The sequence below is a fragment of the Mycobacterium sp. MOTT36Y genome (assembly GCF_000262165.1).
GTDB lineage: Bacteria > Actinomycetota > Actinomycetes > Mycobacteriales > Mycobacteriaceae > Mycobacterium > Mycobacterium intracellulare.
In genome coordinates this window covers 4942149-4959530 of record NC_017904.1, presented here as the reverse complement: position 1 = coordinate 4959530, position 17382 = coordinate 4942149, and the positions used below count along the sequence as shown (strand labels likewise).

General features: G+C 70.2%; 14 protein-coding genes. 8 read left to right on the top strand and 6 right to left on the bottom strand.

Annotated elements, in window-relative coordinates:
• Positions 1-48: 48 nt before the first annotated feature.
• Both W7S_RS22655 and W7S_RS22650 read right to left on the bottom strand, forming a co-directional pair.
• Complete coding sequence (locus W7S_RS22655; RefSeq protein WP_008261120.1) at positions 49-2172, bottom strand: acyltransferase family protein; 2124 nt, start codon at positions 2170-2172, stop codon at positions 49-51.
• A 49-nt stretch (positions 2173-2221) separates the two neighbouring features.
• A complete protein-coding gene (locus W7S_RS22650) occupies positions 2222-3085 on the bottom strand; it encodes an esterase family protein (RefSeq protein ID WP_193375012.1) in 864 nt (287 codons plus the stop codon).
• Between the two features lie 347 nt (positions 3086-3432).
• Between W7S_RS22650 and W7S_RS22645 the strand changes: the two genes are divergently transcribed.
• From W7S_RS22645 to W7S_RS22635, 3 genes are all read left to right on the top strand, one after another.
• Complete coding sequence (locus tag W7S_RS22645; protein WP_008261116.1) at positions 3433-4578, top strand: LLM class flavin-dependent oxidoreductase; 1146 nt, start codon at positions 3433-3435, stop codon at positions 4576-4578.
• A 5-nt stretch (positions 4579-4583) separates the two neighbouring features.
• Positions 4584-5936, top strand: a complete 1353-nt coding sequence (locus W7S_RS22640) for an MFS transporter (protein ID WP_008261114.1) — start codon at positions 4584-4586, stop codon at positions 5934-5936.
• Positions 5937-6016: 80 nt separating this feature from the next.
• The gene (locus W7S_RS22635; protein ID WP_014712423.1) at positions 6017-7375 is read left to right on the top strand and encodes an amino acid permease; all 1359 of its coding nucleotides are present in this window, start codon (positions 6017-6019) and stop codon (positions 7373-7375) included.
• A 22-nt stretch (positions 7376-7397) separates the two neighbouring features.
• Here W7S_RS22635 and car read toward each other — a convergent pair whose 3' ends face one another.
• From car to W7S_RS22615, 4 genes are all read right to left on the bottom strand, one after another.
• A complete protein-coding gene (gene car / locus W7S_RS22630) occupies positions 7398-10964 on the bottom strand; it encodes a carboxylic acid reductase (protein WP_014712422.1) in 3567 nt (1188 codons plus the stop codon).
• Positions 10965-11035: 71 nt separating this feature from the next.
• Positions 11036-11953 (bottom strand): ketopantoate reductase family protein, encoded by a 918-nt coding sequence (locus W7S_RS22625; protein ID WP_008261107.1) that lies wholly within the window; start codon positions 11951-11953, stop codon positions 11036-11038.
• On the bottom strand, positions 11950-13131 hold the full coding sequence (locus W7S_RS22620) for an enolase C-terminal domain-like protein (RefSeq protein WP_008261105.1): 1182 nt from the start codon (positions 13129-13131) through the stop codon (positions 11950-11952). The genes W7S_RS22625 and W7S_RS22620 overlap by 4 nt, the downstream gene beginning before the upstream one ends.
• An 11-nt stretch (positions 13132-13142) precedes the next feature.
• A complete protein-coding gene (locus W7S_RS22615) occupies positions 13143-13538 on the bottom strand; it encodes a nitroreductase family deazaflavin-dependent oxidoreductase (RefSeq protein WP_008261103.1) in 396 nt (131 codons plus the stop codon).
• A 73-nt stretch (positions 13539-13611) separates the two neighbouring features.
• On the opposite strand from W7S_RS22615, the gene W7S_RS22610 reads away from it, so the two are divergent.
• From W7S_RS22610 to W7S_RS22590, 5 genes are all read left to right on the top strand, one after another.
• Complete coding sequence (locus tag W7S_RS22610) at positions 13612-13953, top strand: hypothetical protein (RefSeq protein ID WP_008261101.1); 342 nt, start codon at positions 13612-13614, stop codon at positions 13951-13953.
• Between the two features lie 69 nt (positions 13954-14022).
• Positions 14023-15372 (top strand): glutamate-1-semialdehyde 2,1-aminomutase, encoded by a 1350-nt coding sequence (hemL, locus tag W7S_RS22605; protein ID WP_008261098.1) that lies wholly within the window; start codon positions 14023-14025, stop codon positions 15370-15372.
• Positions 15372-15980 carry a histidine phosphatase family protein gene (locus W7S_RS22600; protein ID WP_008261096.1) on the top strand — a complete coding sequence of 203 codons (609 nt, stop codon included), beginning with the start codon at positions 15372-15374 and terminating at the stop codon, positions 15978-15980. The genes hemL and W7S_RS22600 overlap by 1 nt, the downstream gene beginning before the upstream one ends.
• Positions 15981-15997: 17 nt before the next feature.
• Positions 15998-16582: a TlpA disulfide reductase family protein gene (locus tag W7S_RS22595; protein ID WP_008261095.1), complete on the top strand. Its 585-nt coding sequence runs from the start codon at positions 15998-16000 to the stop codon at positions 16580-16582.
• Positions 16579-17358 carry a cytochrome c biogenesis CcdA family protein gene (locus W7S_RS22590; protein ID WP_008261093.1) on the top strand — a complete coding sequence of 260 codons (780 nt, stop codon included), beginning with the start codon at positions 16579-16581 and terminating at the stop codon, positions 17356-17358. Before W7S_RS22595 ends, W7S_RS22590 begins: the two co-directional genes overlap by 4 nt.
• Positions 17359-17382: the final 24 nt, after the last annotated feature.

Sequence of the window (17382 nt, the reverse complement as noted above, 5' to 3'; positions counted from 1 at the left end):
ACCCTTCACTGATCTGACGTTCGTCCGCCGCGAGAAGTTCATCGCCGTTCACCCGTCCGCCACGGCGCGGTCCACCAGCACACCCATCACCGGCGCCAGCAGCCGCGCGTACTGCGTCGTCACATGGTTGTCGTCGCGGAACACCAGGGTGTTGCCGACGATCAGCGGGCAGCGGTCCGGGGCGCAGAACAGGTCGGTCAGGTCGGCGTAGTGCCCGCCGCTTCCGACGGTCGCGGCGCGCTCGGCGGCGATCCCGTCGTCGTTGACGGCCACGGATCGTGTTGGCGCACAAGCGGTTGCGTCATCGAGGTGGGCGGACAGGCAGCTCGGGGCGGGCGAGTGCGGATCGGCGCCGGGCCCCAGCACCAGGACGGTGGCGCCGGTGGCGCGCAATTGCGCCACGGTGCGTCCCAGGGTGTCGATCCACGCCGGATCGTAGGAGGTGAAGCCGAAGTCCCCGCCGTAGCGTCGGCTCATGTCCAGCACGACCAGGCGCGGGTGTTCGGCGTTCATCCGGCCCATGATGTCGGCGCGCCACTGCTCGCATTCGGTGTACTCGCGGCCCAGATACGGGCTCACGATGTGCAGGTCCTGCAGCGGGCAGGTCACCTTGGCCAGCGTCTCCAGCCGCCAGTGCCGCTGCTCGGCGAGCTGCTCGAACGCCGGGTTCCACATGGCGGCGTGCGAGTCGCCGATCAGGGCCACGGTGGTCGGCGAGGCGGTATCGCCGGTGGCGCATTCGCTTTGGCCGACGTCGCGCCAGGACCGCACGCAGCCGTTGACGAACACGGCGGCCTTGTCGGCCGGCGCCTTGTCCAGCGGGGGGTCGAGGTTCGATGGGACGGCGCGCAGGCCGGCCGCCCCCGCGAGCACGACGCGCGCCTGGTCGAAGGCCTGACGGACCGCCGCTTCCTGCGGGCTGACGGCGGCGACGCCCGCCGGGGGCGCCGCGACGATGTTGGCCCGGGGCGCCGCGACGCCGTGGCCCACCGGCGCGGGGATCACGTTGAGCAGCAGCATGCATGCACACGCCGTGGCGGCGCTGGCCCCGCCCGCCACGGCCAGGCTGACCTTCGCCGAGCGGCGCAGGGCCGCGGCGAAGCGGCCCGGGTTTTCCACCAGATGCAGGGTGATGACGGCCAGCCCGGCGGAGACGGCCGTCGCGCTCAGGCGGGCCGGCAGCCCGGCGGGCTCGCCGAGCAGCGCCGGCATCAGCAGCAGCACCGGCCAGTGCCACAGGTACCAGGAGTAGGAGATGCGGCCGATGGCGCGCATCGCTGGGCGGCACAGCAGCCGGCCGGGCCCGAGCCCGCCGGTGACGGCTCCGCCGCCGACGATCAGCGCGGTGCCCAGCACGGGCAGCAGCGCCTCGACGCCGGGGTAGGGGGTGTGGGCGCCCAGCTGGGTGCAGGTCGCCACGATCAACACCAGGCCGCCCCACCCGGCGATCGACGCGGTCAGCAGCGACAGGCGCCGCCACTGCTGGAGCGACAGGGCCACCAGGCCGCCGGCCGCCAGTTCCCAGGCCCGGGTCGGCAGCGAGAAGAACGCCCACGACGGCGACGTCCGGGTCCACAGCGCGCCGGCCGTCAACGACGCGGCGGCGACCACCGCGAGGACCGCCGCGTACGGCGCCGCCCGCTTTACCGCGCCGCGCAGGAACGGGACGCGCTGGACCAACCACGCGGTGGCGATGATCAGCACCGGCCACACGAGGTAGAACTGCTCCTCGACGCCCAGCGACCAGTAGTGCTGGAACGGCGACGGCGCGTCGGTGGTCAGGTAGTCGGTGCCGTGCAGGGCGAACCGATAGTTGCCGACGTACAGGGCGCTGGCGATGCCGTCGAGGAACACGCTGCGGGCCTGCAGCGGCGGCAGCACCGCGGCGGCGGCGATGGCCGTGACGGTGCCGACGATGGCCGCGGCCGGCAGCAGTCGTCGGGCGCGCACGCCGTAAAACCGGCCCAGCGCAACGGTATTCGTGGCGTCCGCCTCCCGGAAGAGCAGCCCGGTGATGAGGAAGCCGGAGATGACGAAGAAGACGTCCACCCCGATGTAGCCGCCGCTGACCCCGGGGATGCCGGCGTGGTAGAGCACGACGGCGATCACCGCGACGGCGCGCAGCCCCTCGATGTCGGGCCGGAATCCCCTTCGGGAAGTCCGCCGCTCCACGCGGTGTGGGCTGCCGGCGACTGATTCCTCCCGAAGTGTCATCGTTGGCTCAGGTCGCCATCCAGGCCAGTTCGCCGGGTAGTTGGCTGCGCCAGTAGGCGACGTCGTGTCCGCCGAGCGAGAAGCTGCCCGCCGGTGGCGTCTTCAACTGGTAGACGAATTGCTTTGTGGCGAAATAGAAGCGGTCGAAGTTGCCGCAATCCACGCGCAGCGGAATGGAATTCAGCGCCAGCACACCCATCACGCTGTTCTGCACGAAGTCCTCGTTGCTGTCGAATGCGCCCGGGGCGCTTGTCGCGTACGACGTGTACAGGGCCGGGCTGATGGCGCAGATTCCGGCGGTCCGGGACGGGCCCAGCTTGGCACCCAAACGAAGCGCCCCGTACCCGCCCATCGACCACCCCATGAAGCCGACGCGGGACGTGTCGAAACCCATCGTGGACAGCATGGGCAGCAGCTCGTCGAGCACCATCGCGCCGGAGTCCTCGCCGGAAGTCCTTTTGTGCCAGTAGGTGTTGCCGCCGTCGACGCCGACGACCGCGAACGGCGGCTTGCCCTCCTTGGCCAGCCGGGCCAGCCCGTCGGGCACGCCCATGTCGATCATCTGGTTGGCGTCGCCGTCCACACCGTGCAGCGCGATCACCGGACGCAGCATCTTGCTCTGGCCGGGCGGCATGGCGATCACGTAGTTGGTCTTGATGCCCCCACGGGCGGCCGACACGAACGACCCGGTCAGCCTGTTCGGCAGGGCGCTGCCCGCCGTCGGCGGCTCGAACGGGGCGGGAGCTTGCGGCAGCGTCGCGGCCTGCGACGTCTCCGCGGCCAGCAGCGAGCTGAACGCGAACACGCCGGCGGCTCCGAGGCTGGCACCGGCGCCCATCCGGAGCACCGCCCGGCGTGTGAGGTCAGGCATGATCGCAATGATGCCGCCCGCAGCGGGGATTACCCGCCGAGCCACGCCGTATTGGAAGCATTGTGTGATCTGGCGTGACCTTTCGGTCACGATGCGGTGATCTTTACGGGCGACAAGGACGGCCCGGAGGGTTTGCGCCTCCGCAACGGGTTGCGGCGCCGGCTCACATCGTAGCGGTGGCGACGAGGCTTGCCACCACCGGAAACATTGCGATCGTATTGCCTTCTGGCGCAGCGGCAGACCCCCGCGCCGGGAATGCAATCTCGAAGGTTTCAACCCTCGCCCTACGGCCGCGAATTGCGAAGGATGGAGCTTTGGTGTGCACAGGGGCGAAAGAGGATTGTGACGTGAGTCTCGCGTTTCATTGGTTTCTACCGACCTACGGCGATTCGCGGAATCTGGTCGCGGGCGGGCACGGAACGCCGATGTCCGGCGACCGGCCCGCCACGCTGCGGTATCTGCACCAGATCTGTACGGCCGCCGAAGACAACGGGTTCGAAGCGGTTCTCACCCCCACCGGATTGTGGTGTGAGGACGCGTGGTTGACGACGGCGATGCTGGTCGAATCGACCGAAACCCTGAAATTTCTGGTGGCGTTTCGGCCCGGGCTGCTCAGTCCCACCCTGGCGGCCCAGATGGCCGGGACCTTCCAGCGGCACTCGGAGGGACGCCTGCTGCTCAACGTCGTCACCGGTGGCGAACCGCACGAGCAGCGCGCCTACGGGGATTTCCTGGACAAGGAGGCGCGCTACGCCCGCACCGCCGAGTTCTTGCACGTGGTGCGGCAGCTGTGGACCTCGAGGGAGCCGGTGACCTTTTCCGGGGAGCACATCCGGGTCGAAGGCGCGCAACTGAACAACCCGCCCGATCCGATACCGGCGGTGTTCTTCGGCGGGTCGTCGGCGGCCGCGGGTCCGGTGGCGGCCAAGCAATCCGACGTGTATCTCACCTGGGGCGAGCCGCTGACCGCGGTCGCCAAGAAGTTGGACTGGGTCCGTGGGCTGGCCGTTGACGCCGGACGAATCCTGCGGTACGGCTTGCGGATTCACGTGATCAGCCGTGACACGTCCGCGCAGGCATGGGCGGAGGCCGACCGGTTGCTGGCCGCCATCGACCCCGCGGACATCGCACGGGTTCAGGACAGCCTGGCGCGCAGCGAATCCGAGGGCCAGCGCCGGATGCGGGAGCTGCACGGCGGCGACAGCAGCAAGTTGCTGATCGCGCCGAACCTGTGGGCCGGCGTGGGCCTGGTGCGTGGGGGAGCGGGCACCGCCCTGGTCGGGTCGCACGCCGAGGTCGCCGAACGGCTGGCCGAATACGCCAATTTGGGGATCACCCACTTCATCTTGTCGGGATATCCGCATCTGGAGGAGGCCTACTGGTTCGGTGAGGGCGTGCTGCCGATTCTGGAGCGGATGGGCCTGTGGCGTCACCCCAACCGCCAGTCGCATCCGGCCGGGGCGACGCCCTTCGCGGTCGCGTCGGCGCACTAAGGGCGATGGCCGCCACGTCGCCCGCATCGGCACCCGCCGCCGGGCTGGCCGACGCGTGTCCGGTCGCCGAACGATCCGATCAGCGGCGTCGGCGGTTGCGCATCGTCGTCGCGGCGAGCCTGTTGGGGACCACGGTTGAGTGGTACGACTTCTTCCTGTACGCCACGGCGGCCGGGCTGGTCTTCAACAAGGTGTTCTTTCCGAATGAAAGTTCCTTGGTGGGAACACTATTGGCGTTCGCCACCTTCGCCGTCGGGTTCGTCATGCGGCCCATCGGGGGCGTGGTGTTCGGGCACATCGGTGACCGGATCGGCCGCAAGCGCAGCCTGGCCTTGACGATGCTCATCATGGGCGGCGCGACGGCATTGATCGGGCTGTTGCCGACCGCCGCGCAGATCGGAGCGTGGGCACCAGTACTGCTGCTGGTGCTGCGCGTGCTGCAGGGTTTCGCGCTCGGCGGCGAATGGGGCGGCGCGGTGCTGTTGGCCGTCGAACACAGCCCCGACGACCGGCGCGGCCGCTATGGTGCCGTCCCACAAGTCGGGCTGGCGCTCGGACTGGCCATGGGTACGGGCATCTTCGCTTATCTGCAGATTGTGTTGGGGCCGAACCGATTCCTCGCATACGGCTGGCGCATCGGATTCCTGCTGAGCCTGCTGTTGGTGGTGATCGGCATCGTGGTGCGATTGCGGGTCGACGAGACTCCCGCGTTCCGGGAGCTGCAAGACCTTCAGGCCGCGTCCACCGTGCCGCTGCGGGACATCGTTCGCGAGCCCCGCGCGCGGCGCAACACGCTGCTCGGGTTGCTGTCGCGCTGGGCGGAAGGCTCGGCCTTCAACACCTGGGGCGTGTTCGCGATCAGTTACGCGACGGGAGCGTTGGGGCTGAACCGGGTGTCGGTCCTGGTGGCCGTGACCGTCGCCGCGTTGTTGATGGCTGTGCTGCTGCCGATTTCGGGACGATTGACCGAGTGCTTCGGTGCGCGACGGGTGTACCTGGTGGGTATCGCCTGCTACGGCCTGACGGCCTTCCCCGCCTTCGCCCTGTTCGGCACCAAGAAGCTGCTGTGGTTCGGCCTGGCGATGATCATCGTCTTCGGCGTCGTGCACGCGCTGTTCTACGGGGCGCAGGGCACGCTGTATTCCGCCCTGTATCCCACGAGCACCCGCTACACCGGGCTGTCGTTCGTCTACCAGGTGTCGGGGATCTATGCCTCCGGGGTCACCCCGATGATCCTGACCGCGCTGATCGCGGCCCACGGCGGCGCGCCGTGGCTGGCCTGCGGGTATTTGGTTGTGACAGCGGTCATTAGCGTGGTGGCCACGGCGCTGATTCGCGAGCGCGACTTGTATCTTTAGGGGCGCGGACCTGGTGTCGCGACGCCCGATGTGCTGTGGTTGATAACCAACACCGGGATGCGCGCAGGGGGTGGCTGGTCGTGGCTGGCACTTCGCAACTGCGCCAAGGGCTGTCGCAGCGCCAACTCAGCATGATCGCCCTCGGCGGCGTGATCGGTGCCGGCCTGTTCGTCGGATCGGGCGTGGTGATCAAGGACACCGGGCCGGCCGCATTCCTCACCTACGCCCTGTGCGGCCTGCTCGTCGTCCTGGTCATGCGGATGCTGGGCGAGATGGCGGCCGCGAACCCGTCGACGGGATCGTTCGCCGACTACGCGGCCCGCGCCCTGGGCCGATGGGCGGGGTTTTCGGTCGCCTGGCTGTATTGGTACTTCTGGGTGATCGTGGTGGGCTTCGAGGCGGTCGCCGGCGGTAAAGTCCTCACCTACTGGTTGCACGCGCCGCTTTGGGTGTTGTCGCTGGGTTTGATGGTGTTGATGACCGCGACCAACCTCTTCTCCGTGACGTCGTTCGGGGAGTTCGAATTCTGGTTCGCCGGAATCAAAGTCGCGAGCATCGCGATCTTCCTCGCCGTCGGCTCGGCGTACGTCCTGGGCCTGGTGCCGGGCCATCGTGGGGGCCTGGCCAACCTGCACGCACACGGCGGGTTCTTTCCTCACGGTGTGGGCGCGGTGTTCGCCGCGATCGTGGTGGTGATCTTCTCGATGGTGGGCGCCGAGATCGTCACCGTCGCGGCGGCGGAAAGCCGCGACCCCGAGCTCGCGGTCCAAAGGGCGACCAGGTCGATCGTGGTGCGCATCGGCATCTTCTTCGTCGGTTCGGTCTTCCTGCTCGTCGCGATCCTGCCGTGGGACTCGGGACAACTCGGCGGCTCGCCGTATGTGGCCGCGCTCAAGCACATGGGGTTGCCCGGAGCGGATCAGGTGATGAACGCGGTCGTGCTCACCGCGGTGCTGTCGTGTTTGAACTCCGGGCTGTACACGGCGTCGCGCATGCTGTTCGTCCTCGCCGATCGGGGGGAGGCGCCGATGCGGTTGGTCCGGCTGAGCGGCCGCGGCGTCCCCCATCTCGCGATCCTGTGTTCGTCGGCCGTCGGATTCGGGTGCGTCATCATGGCGCGGGTCGCGCCCCACACGGTATTCCTGTTCCTGCTCAACTCATCTGGCGCGGTCATCCTGTTCGTCTACTGGCTGATCGCGCTGTCGCAGATCGTCCTGCGCCGCCGCACGCCCGCGGACAAGCTGACGGTGAAGATGTGGTTCTTCCCGGTGTTGTCCATCCTCACCCTGACCGGGATCACCGCGGTGCTGGTGCAGATGGCGTTCGATCAGCGGGCGCGCAGTCAGCTGTGGCTCGGCCTGCTGTCCTGGGCGGTGGTGATCGGGCTCTACGTCGTCGCCCGGCGGCGCGGACGCGTCGGCGTGGCTCCCGGCGACTGAGCACACACCGGCGCGCGGTCCCTCATCCCGCGTGCGCTCCGGCACGGGTGCGCAACAATCCCAGCCGCTGCAGATCGGCGACGTATTTGTCGATCAACGCCTGCGTGACGTGCGGGACATCCCGGGTGGCGCCGATCCCCGCGGATTGCACTGCCGCGCGGAACTTTTCGGCGGGCATGCCGGTGCCGTGCGTCGGCTGGCCCGGCTTGGCGTAGGCGCTCATCAGCGGCAGCAGGGAACTCTTCCGTTGGTTGTCCGGCAGCGACTTCATCGCCGCGGTGAATCTGGCCAGCCACTCGTCGTAGTCGTCGACCCGTTCGATCTCGTGCCCGTCGGCGATGAGCCAGTCCACGAACGTGTCCAACGAAACCCCGTCGTCATGGGTGTTGAGCACGTTGTAGGTGTGGTAACCCTGCCGGGTGCGCGCGCCCAACGTGGTGATGGCCTCGGCGGTGAAATCGGCTGGTAGCCCGTCGTAATGGGCGCGCTGCCGGTTGCCGGACGCGTCGAGTTGATAGAAGGATCGCGGCGCGATCCCGGTCGCCACCAGGCTCAAGATCAGCCGAGTGAACATGTCCGGCACGTTGAGCTGACCGGCGAAATCGCTGTGCGCCAGGATCATGTCGGACCGGAAGACCGCGACCGGCACGCCGCACAGGTCGTGGGCCTCGCGCAGCAGCACCTCGCCGGCCCACTTGCTGGTCGCGTACCCGCTGGCATACGACTCGTCGAGGGAGCGCGAGGGGCTGGCCGAACGCACGTCGGCGTCCTCGCCGATGAAGCTGCCATACGGCAGCGTCGTCACGGCCACGGTGGAGATGTAGTTGATCGGCTTGAGGCGCTCACTGATCGCCAGCTTGACGATCTCGGCAGTGCCCACCACGTTAGGGCCGAACAGCTGGCTGTACGGCAGCACGTGGTTGACCAGGGCGGCCGAATGCACGACGAGGTCCACCGATCGCGCCAGGCGCTGGTAGGTGGGCGTGTCCAGCCCGAGGTTGGCGGCGCCCACGTCACCGACGAGCACCTGAAGATGTTTGTCGGCCAATTGGCGGAAACGCCGCGACAATTCGGCGTCGCCGCTGTCGATGGCCGCCTCGATGCGCTGACGCCCGGCGGTCGGGTCCGCCCCGCGGGCGAGGCAGATCACCGTGCCGCCCGTGGGGGCCAGGCGCTCCAGCCAATCCAGGCACAGAAAGCGCCCGAGGTAGCCGTTGGCCCCGGTCAGCAGCACGGTGTTGACGGCGCCGGTCGGCGCCGGCAGGTGGGGCGCGGCGGCCAACGTGTCGTCGTCGATGAACTTGGCCAGCGTCAGATCCGCGGCGCGGGCGACGGTGGCGCCCCGGCCGTGCACCGAGGCGAACGTCGGCCGCGTCGATTCCGAAGTCCGTTCGCCGTCAACGTAGTTCGCGACGGTGGCCAGGGTCGCGGTGGGGCTGACGATGGTCTGCACGGGCACGTCGACGTGGAAGATCTCCGACAGGAGCGTGGCGAAGGAGAACGCCGACAGCGAATCACCGCCCAGCTCAATGAACTTCGCGTCGCCGCGCAGCGCGGTGTCCGCCGGCAGGCCCAGGGTTGCCGCCGCCGCCCGCCGCACCGTGTCGATGGTGGGCAGCTCGCGGCTCGCGGAGCGCAGCTCGTCGAGCTGGTTGCCGTGGCTGGCCTCGATCTCGTCGTACATGGCGTCGAGGCGCTCGCCGTAGCGCGCCTTGAGGGCCGGACGCAGCAGCTTGCCCACCCCGGACAGCAGGCCGTTGTCCCGGGTGAAACGCTGCGGCTCCAGCAGGAAGTCGCGCGGGACCTCGTACGGGTGCAGGTGGGAGTCGGCGGCGATCTGCTGCAGCGACTCCGCGATCAGGGCGCGCGCGTCGCCGCCGCCGACGGCGTCGACGTTCGGCACGATCACCGCGAGCAGGAACGGTTGCTCGCTGCTGCCGTACAGGAAGATCTGGCGGATGTAGGGGCTGGTGGAGAAGGTGGCCTCCAGCTGGGAGACGGCGACGAATTCACCCTGCGAGAGTTTGATGACGTTGTTGCTGCGGTCCAGATACATCAGGTGGTCGGGCCCCAGCTCGGCCATGATGTCGCCGGTCTTGTAGAACCCCTCGTCGTCGAAGATCTGCGCCGACAGCTCCGGGTGCTTGAAGTATCCGGGAATCACGTTGCTGGCCTTCAGGTGTAGCTCGCCGCGCGGGTAGGGCTTGTCGGTGGTGAGGTAGCCCAGCTCGGGGACGTCGACGAGTTTGTAGTCGGTGACGGGCGGGCGCCTGATCCGGCCGCTGCGCATGATGCCGCCGCCGGTCTCGGTCGCGCCGTAGCCGTCGGCCACGGTGACGTCGAGCAGCGACTCCATGAAGGCGTGCATCTGCTTGGACAGCGGCGCGCTGCCGCACATCGCCGAGATGACCCGCCCGCCGATGAAGTCTTGCCGCAGTTCGGCTTTCACCGCCTCGTCGCGCTGTTCGGCGGTGAGGCCGTCGCCGGCTCGTTGGTCGAGCTCCTTGCGGTAGCGGCGAAAGAACATGTCGCACACCCGGGGGACGAGGTTCAACGCGGTGGGCCGGACCAAGCCGATGTCGTCGAACAGGGTGGACATGTCGCTCTTGGCGGCGAAGTAGCCGATGCCGCCGGAGGACAGGGTGGCGATCAGCCACTCCAGCCCGTACACGTGCGACAGCGGCATATACTGCAGGTGGATGGCCGGGATCACCCGGCCGATGTCCACCGAGGGGCTGTGCGGGCGCTGCCAGATCCGGGTCATCATGTCGGCGGTGTACATCGCGCCCTTGGGGGTGCCGGTGCTGCCGGAGGTGTAAACCAGTGTGGCCAGCGGGTTTTCGCCCTGGCCCGGAACGTGGGCCTCCGGCGCCGGGCGCCCGCGACCGGACGCGAGCTCGGCGGCGAGCGCCACCATCTCGGCGCCGTGCCCGGCGTCGCGCAGGCGCGCGCGGGCGTCGTCGTAGCGGCCGCGCTGTTCGTCGTCGTCGCTGGTGTAATCGAACACCACCAGGCGCTGGACCGACGGTGCCTCGAGGACGACATCGACCGCGGTGCCGAGGGACTCGACGCTCACGGCCAGGATGCGCGGCGACGTCTCGGCGACGATCGGGGCGAGTTGGGCCGCCGTCGAACTGGTCTGCAGCGGCACGAACACCGCGCCCAGCCGGATGCACGCCAGGTAGTGCACGACGTAGTCGATGCTGGTGAAGCCCAGGACGCCGACGAAGTCGCCGGGGCGCAACCCGCCGGGCAGGCCGGAGCGCCACGCGGCGGCCAGCGCCGCGACCCGGTCACCCAGCTCGCGGTAGGTGATGGTCTCGAACCCCGACAGCAGGGACGTCGCCGCGCGCCCGGTCGCCGGATCGCGCGCCACCTCGCAGGCGCGCTGGCCGAGGGCGGGCCGATCGGCATAACCGCTCAGGTAGATGTCGACGACCTCGGCCAGCCGCAGTCCCGCGCGGTGCGCGGCCTCGGTCACCTCCTGCGACGGCGCGGCGGCCCGAAACTGCGGGTCGTTGGCGTACAGCTGTTCGACGCGCTCGGTCAGGCGCTGCTCGCGGCCCGAGTCGGTGACGGTGTCGGTCATCGGCGGCTTCCTCTCATCGCGGCGCGTGCCGGTGCCGTATACCCGTCCTGGCCCGTTCTAGCGGAGCCCGGTCAGCCCCACTGCCGTTCGATCGCTTTGATCAAGGCGGTCAGCGTCGCGTTCACCGGCGCCGCGACGCCGACCCGTGCGCCCTGGCGCGGCACCGCGCCGTTGATGACGTCGATCTCGCTGACGCGGCGGGCCTCGTGGTCCAGCAGCGCCGACGGTTTGGCGTCGGGCATCTGCGCGCCGAAGTCGCGCGCGTGGGCGACAGGGTCGGTGACGGCCACCGCGATGCCGGACGCGCGGGCGACGGTCCACGCCTCGGTGGCGGCGGCCCGGCTGACCGGAGCCATCTCCGGATCGTCCATCACCTGGCCGACGGTCATGCCGGTCAGCGCGCACGGCGCGCTGTAGGCGGCGTTGCAGATGAGCTTCTCCCACTGCATGGCGGCGATGTCGGTGACCGCGGCGGCGTCGAATCCGGCGTCGGTCCAGGCCCGCGCGATCGTTTCGACCGTCGCATGCGGCAGCGACGAGTGGGCGCCGAAGCGCATCGCCCGCATGGCGTTGTGATGCACATGGCCGGGGGCCACCCGCGACGCCCCGAACCCGCTGGCGATGCCGACGGCGACGCGCTCGGCGCCGACGATGCCGGCGACCGTCTCCGCCGATCCCAAACCGTTCTGGATGGTCAGCACCGGTGTGGCCGGCCCCAGCATCGGAAGGGCTTGGCGCGCACCGACTGTCACGTCGGCCGCCTTGATCGCCAGCACGATCAGATCCATCGGCTCGTCCGGCGCGGTGGTGCTGGCCCGCAGCGGCACCACCCGGTCGTAGCCCGGGCCGGTGACCCGCAGGCCGTCGCGGCTGATCCGTTCGACGCTGGGCTCGTGGCGGTCGATGGCCAGCACGTCGTTACCCGCGGTCGCCAGCCGGGCGGCGTAAATGGAACCCATTGCCCCGCAACCGATTACCGCGATCTTCATCCGCACCCTCCGGTCAGCTCCGCGATCAGTTCGGCCAGGCCGGCCTTCTCCTCGAGGCCGAACCCGGCTGCGTCCGTTGGCGCGATCCGGCCGCCCGAGACCACGCAGGCATCGGAATAGCCGCCGAACGGCGCGAACACTCCCGGGTAAGCCTCACACCCGCCCAAGCCGAGCCCGGCGGCGACGTGCAGGTTGATCAGGTGCCCGCCGTGCGGAAACGCGAACCGGCGATCGAAACCATGAGCCTCCAGGACGTCGAGCATCCGCATGTACTCGCCCAGCCCGTAGCTCAGCCCCGGATCCATTTGGAAGACATCACGATTCGGCCGCATGCCCCCGTAGCGAACCAGGTTTGTGACGTCCGGCACCGAGAACAGGTTTTCGCCGGTGGCCACCGCGCCGTCGTAGCGGTCCGTCACCGCGCGGTGCAGCGCGTAATCGAGGGGATCACCCGGCTCCTCGTACCAGCGCAGGCCGTAGGGGGCCAGCGCGTCCGCCCAGCGGGTGGCCTGTGCGCGGACGAAGCGGCCGTTCGCGTCGACCGCGACCCGTCCCGCGTCGCCGACGGCGTCGACGACGGCCTCGATCCGCGTCAGGTCCTCGCCCAGCGCGGCGCCGCCGATCTTCATCTTGACCGCGTCATAGCCGAGGTCGAGGTACCCGCGCATTTCGCGGCGCAGCCTCTCGACGCCGCCCTCGGCGTAGTAGTAGCCGCCGGCGGCATACACCGGCACCGCCGGCGCGGGATCCCGCCCGGCGTGGCGGGCGATCGTCACGCACGCGGGCTCGTCGCGCAGCTTGGCGTTGAGGTCCCAGCACGCCAGTTCCAGCGCTCCCGCTGCGGCCGCCCGGTCCCCATGACCGCCGGGTTTCTCGTCGGCCAGCGCGCGCGCCACGACCGCGGCCGGATCGAGGAACCCGGACGCATCCAGCAGCGTGTCGGGGGAGGCGGCCATTACCCGCGGGATCATCCGGTCGCGCAGGATCCCGCTCTGCGCAAACCGCCCGATCGAGTTGAACGCCACGCCCGCCACGGGCCGCCCGCCCCGGATCACGTCGGCGATCACCGCGACCAATGAGACGGTGTGACCGGAGAAGTTGACCACCGCGTTGGCGGGCCCGCCGCGTCGACCGCCCTCGAGGCCGACCGCCCGCTCGACGATCGCCGCGATCCGCATCACCCGCGCGTTCAGGACGTCAGGGTGAGCAATACCGCCTGCTCGAACGGCAGCCTGGCGAAAACCCGTCGCACGCCGCGGGACACGTGCGCCGCCGCCTCGGCCTTGGAGACCACGCGCGGATCGGCGACACCCACGGTTTTGCCCCGGGTGCGTAGGCGCCCGCCGCCCGCCGCGGTCAGGTTCTTCAGCCAATCCCGGTCGGGGCCATACGTCAGCAGGATCGCCACCCCGGGTTTGCCGTCGACCTCGGTGCGAAACACGTTCACTGGTGTGCGGTACGGCTTGCCCGAGCGCCGCCCCACGTGCTCCAGGATCCCGAAGGACGGGAGCCAACCGGCCCACATCCGCTGGATCGGGTTGGTGACGTGACGGTTGAACCGGGCAAGTCCTTGGGGGAGTTGCATCCTCCCATCCAACTCGCAGGCCCCGGGCCAGGACAACCCGATCTTTGTGGGGCCACGGGTCTAATGTCGTCTCATGGGGCAGGCGGCAGGTAACGAGGCCGCCCGGCGCGCGGAGGAGCTGGTGCGCCGGGGGGAGGAACTCGCCGCGGGCAAGGCCGTCACCGTGGACGACGCGCGCCGCGCCGCCGAGCGCGCCGAGGCGTCGCACGAGCGCGACGAGGAGGCTCACCGCCGCGGAGTGCAGCGCCACTACGACGCCGCCGTCGCGCACGAGCGGGCCGCCGAAGTCCATGAGCGCGCGGTCGCCCAGCGCCTCGGCGATGTCGCCGCGCACCAGCGCGCGGCGGAAAAGGAACGCGACGCCGCGCGCCACGACTATCAAAAGGCGCAGGAAGCCGAACGGCAAGGGGCCTGACCGGCCGACCGGCCTGCCCTGCTACACCCTGTAGTTGGACGGGCCGCGAAGGCTGGGACACTAGTCGTCATGGGAAGCAGTGATCGGGCGACCGCGCACGCCACCGGAGCCCCTCGGGCCACGGCGGCCTCGGCGCGGCTGTTCGAGGACGCCTGCGCCGTCATTCCGGGCGGCGTGAACTCTCCCGTTCGAGCATTCACCGCGGTCGGCGGGACGCCGCCGTTCATCACGCAGGCGCGCGGCTGCTGGCTGACCGACGCCGACGGCAACCGCTACGTGGACCTGGTCTGCTCGTGGGGCCCGATGATCCTGGGCCACGCCCACCCCGCCGTGGTCGACGCCGTCGCGAAGGCCGCCGCCTCGGGCCTGTCGTTCGGGGCGCCCACGCCTGCGGAGAGCGAGCTGGCCGCCGAGATGATCGGGCGGGTGGCACCGGTCGACCGGGTCCGCCTGGTCAACTCCGGCACCGAGGCCACCATGAGCGCGGTGCGGCTGGCCCGCGGCTTCACCGGCCGGGCCAAGGTCATCAAGTTCTCCGGCTGCTACCACGGCCATGTCGACGCGCTGCTCGCCGACGCGGGCTCCGGGGTGGCGACGCTGGGTCTGCCGTCCTCACCGGGCGTCACCGGGGCGACGGCGGCCGACACCATCGTGTTGCCCTACAACGACATCGAGGCCGTGCGCGAGACCTTCGCCCGGTTCGGCGACCAGATCGCCGCGGTGATCACCGAAGCCAGTCCCGGCAACATGGGGGTGGTTCCCCCCGCGCCCGGCTACAACGCGGCACTGCGGACCATCACCGCCGAACACGGCGCGCTGCTGATCATCGACGAGGTGATGACGGGCTTCCGTGTCAGCCGAAGCGGTTGGTACGGAATCGATCCCGTCGACGCCGACCTGTTCACCTTCGGCAAGGTGATGAGCGGCGGGTTGCCGGCCGCCGCCTTCGGGGGGCGGGCCGAGGTGATGGAGCGGCTGGCGCCGCTGGGCCCGGTGTATCAGGCCGGCACGCTGTCGGGAAACCCGGTCGCGATGGCCGCCGGGCTGGCGACACTGCGCAACGCCGATGCCGCCGCCTACACGACCCTGGACGCCAACGCCGACCGCCTGGCCGGGCTCTTTTCCGACGCGTTGACGAATGCCGGTGTGGCGCACCAGATTCCGCGGGCCGGCAACATGCTCAGCGTGTTCTTCTCCGACACTCCGATCACGGACTTCGGCTCCGCGCGCGCCAGCCAGACCTGGCGTTATCCACCGTTCTTTCACGCGCTGCTGGACGCGGGCGTCTACCCGCCGTGCAGCGCCTTCGAGGCGTGGTTCGTCTCGACCGCGCTCGACGACGGCGCCTTCGACCGCATCGCCGAGGCGCTGCCGGGCGCCGCGCGGGCCGCCGCCGAAGCCGAGGAGGGGAAGTCCTGATGGCCGAGCAGACCCGGGTGCACGTCGTGCGGCACGGCGAGGTGTACAACCCGAGCGGCGTCCTCTACGGGCGGCTGCCCGGGTTTCACCTGTCCGAGGCGGGCCGGGCGCAGGCGGCCGCGGTGGCCGACGCCCTCGATCACCGCGACATCGTCGCGGTGATCGCCTCGCCCCTGCAACGCGCCCAGGAAACCGCCGCGCCCATCGCCGCCAAGCACGGCCTCCCCGTCGACACCGACCCGGACCTCATCGAATCCGCCAACTTCTTCCAGGGCCGGCGCGTCAGCCCCGGCGACGGCGCCTGGCGCGACCCCAGGGTGTGGTGGCAGCTGCGCAACCCGTTCCGGCCGTCGTGGGGGGAGCCCTACACCGAGATCGCGGCCCGGATGGAGACGGCGGTGGACAAGGCCCGCGCCCGCGGCGCCGGCCACGAGGTGGTGTGCGTCAGCCACCAACTGCCGGTGTGGACGCTGCGCCTGCACCTGACCGGTCAGCGGCTGTGGCACGACCCGCGGCGGCGGCAATGCGGCCTCGCGTCGGTGACCACCCTGGTCTACGACGGCGACCGGCTGGCCGGCGTCGAGTACTCCGAGCCGGCGGCCCCTTGAACATACGAGGGCTGGCGATGACCGGGGCCGCGCTGGCGACCCTGGTTTCCGGCCTGCTCGCCGGCTGTTCCTCGGGCCACGATGCGGTCGCCCAGGGCGGCACCTTCGAGTTCGTCTCGCCCGGCGGCAAGACCGACATCTCCTACGACCCGCCGTCCAGCCGTGGCCGCCCCGGCCCCCTGGCGGGCCCCGACCTGGCCGACCCCGCGCACACGCTGTCGCTGGACGATCCGATCTTCGCCGGCCGGGTGGTGGTCATCAACATCTGGGGGCAGTGGTGCGGGCCGTGCCGCGCCGAGGTCACCCAGCTGCAGCAGGTGTATGACGCCACCCGCGGCGCCGGGGTGTCGTTTCTCGGCATCGACGTCCGCGACAACAACCGGCAGGCGGCACTGGACTTCGTCAACGACCGCCACGTCACGTTCCCGTCGATCTACGACCCGGCCATGCGCACGGTGATCGCGTTCGGCGGCAAGTACCCCACCACCGTGATCCCCTCCACGCTGGTCCTGGACCGTCAGCACCGCGTCGCGGCGGTCTTCCTGCGCGAGATGCTGGCGGGCGACCTGCAGCCGATGGTGCAACGATTGGCCCACGAGTGACCGGTTTCACCCAGATCGCCGCCGCCGGACCGCTTTTGGTGGCGCTCGGCGCGTGCCTGTTGGCCGGGCTGGTGTCGTTCGCCTCGCCCTGCGTGGTGCCACTGGTGCCCGGCTACCTGTCGTACCTGGCCGCCGTCGTCGGCGTGGACGAACAACCGCCCCCCGGCGCCGTGAAAGCCCCGCCGGGCGCGCGCTGGCGGGTCGCGGGATCGGCGGCGCTGTTCGTCGCCGGGTTCACCGCGGTGTTCATCCTGGGCACCGTCGCCGTCCTGGGCATGACGACCACGCTGATCACCAACCAGCTGTTGCTGCAGCGGGCCGGCGGCGTGCTGACCATCGTGATGGGCCTGGTGTTCGTCGGGCTCATCCCGGCCCTGCAGCGCCAGGCGCGGTTCAGCCCGCGGCAGCTGACGACGGTCGCCGGGGCGCCGGTGCTGGGCGCGGTGTTCGCGCTGGGCTGGACGCCGTGCCTGGGGCCGACGCTGGCCGGCGTGATCACCGTCGCCTCGGCCACCGACGGCGCCAGCGTGGCGCGCGGCATCGTGCTGGTGATCGCGTACTGCCTGGGGCTGGGGATCCCGTTCGTGCTGTTGGCATTCGGCTCGGCGGGCGCGGTGGCGGGCCTGGGCTGGCTGCGCCGGCACACCCGGGCCATCCAGGTGTTCGGCGGCGTGCTGCTCATCACCGTCGGCGCCCTGCTGGTCACCGGGGTGTGGAACGACTTCGTCTCCTGGCTGCGCGACGCGTTCGTGTCCGACGTGAGGCTCCCGATTTGAGGCAACTCCTCGCGTGGGGGCGCA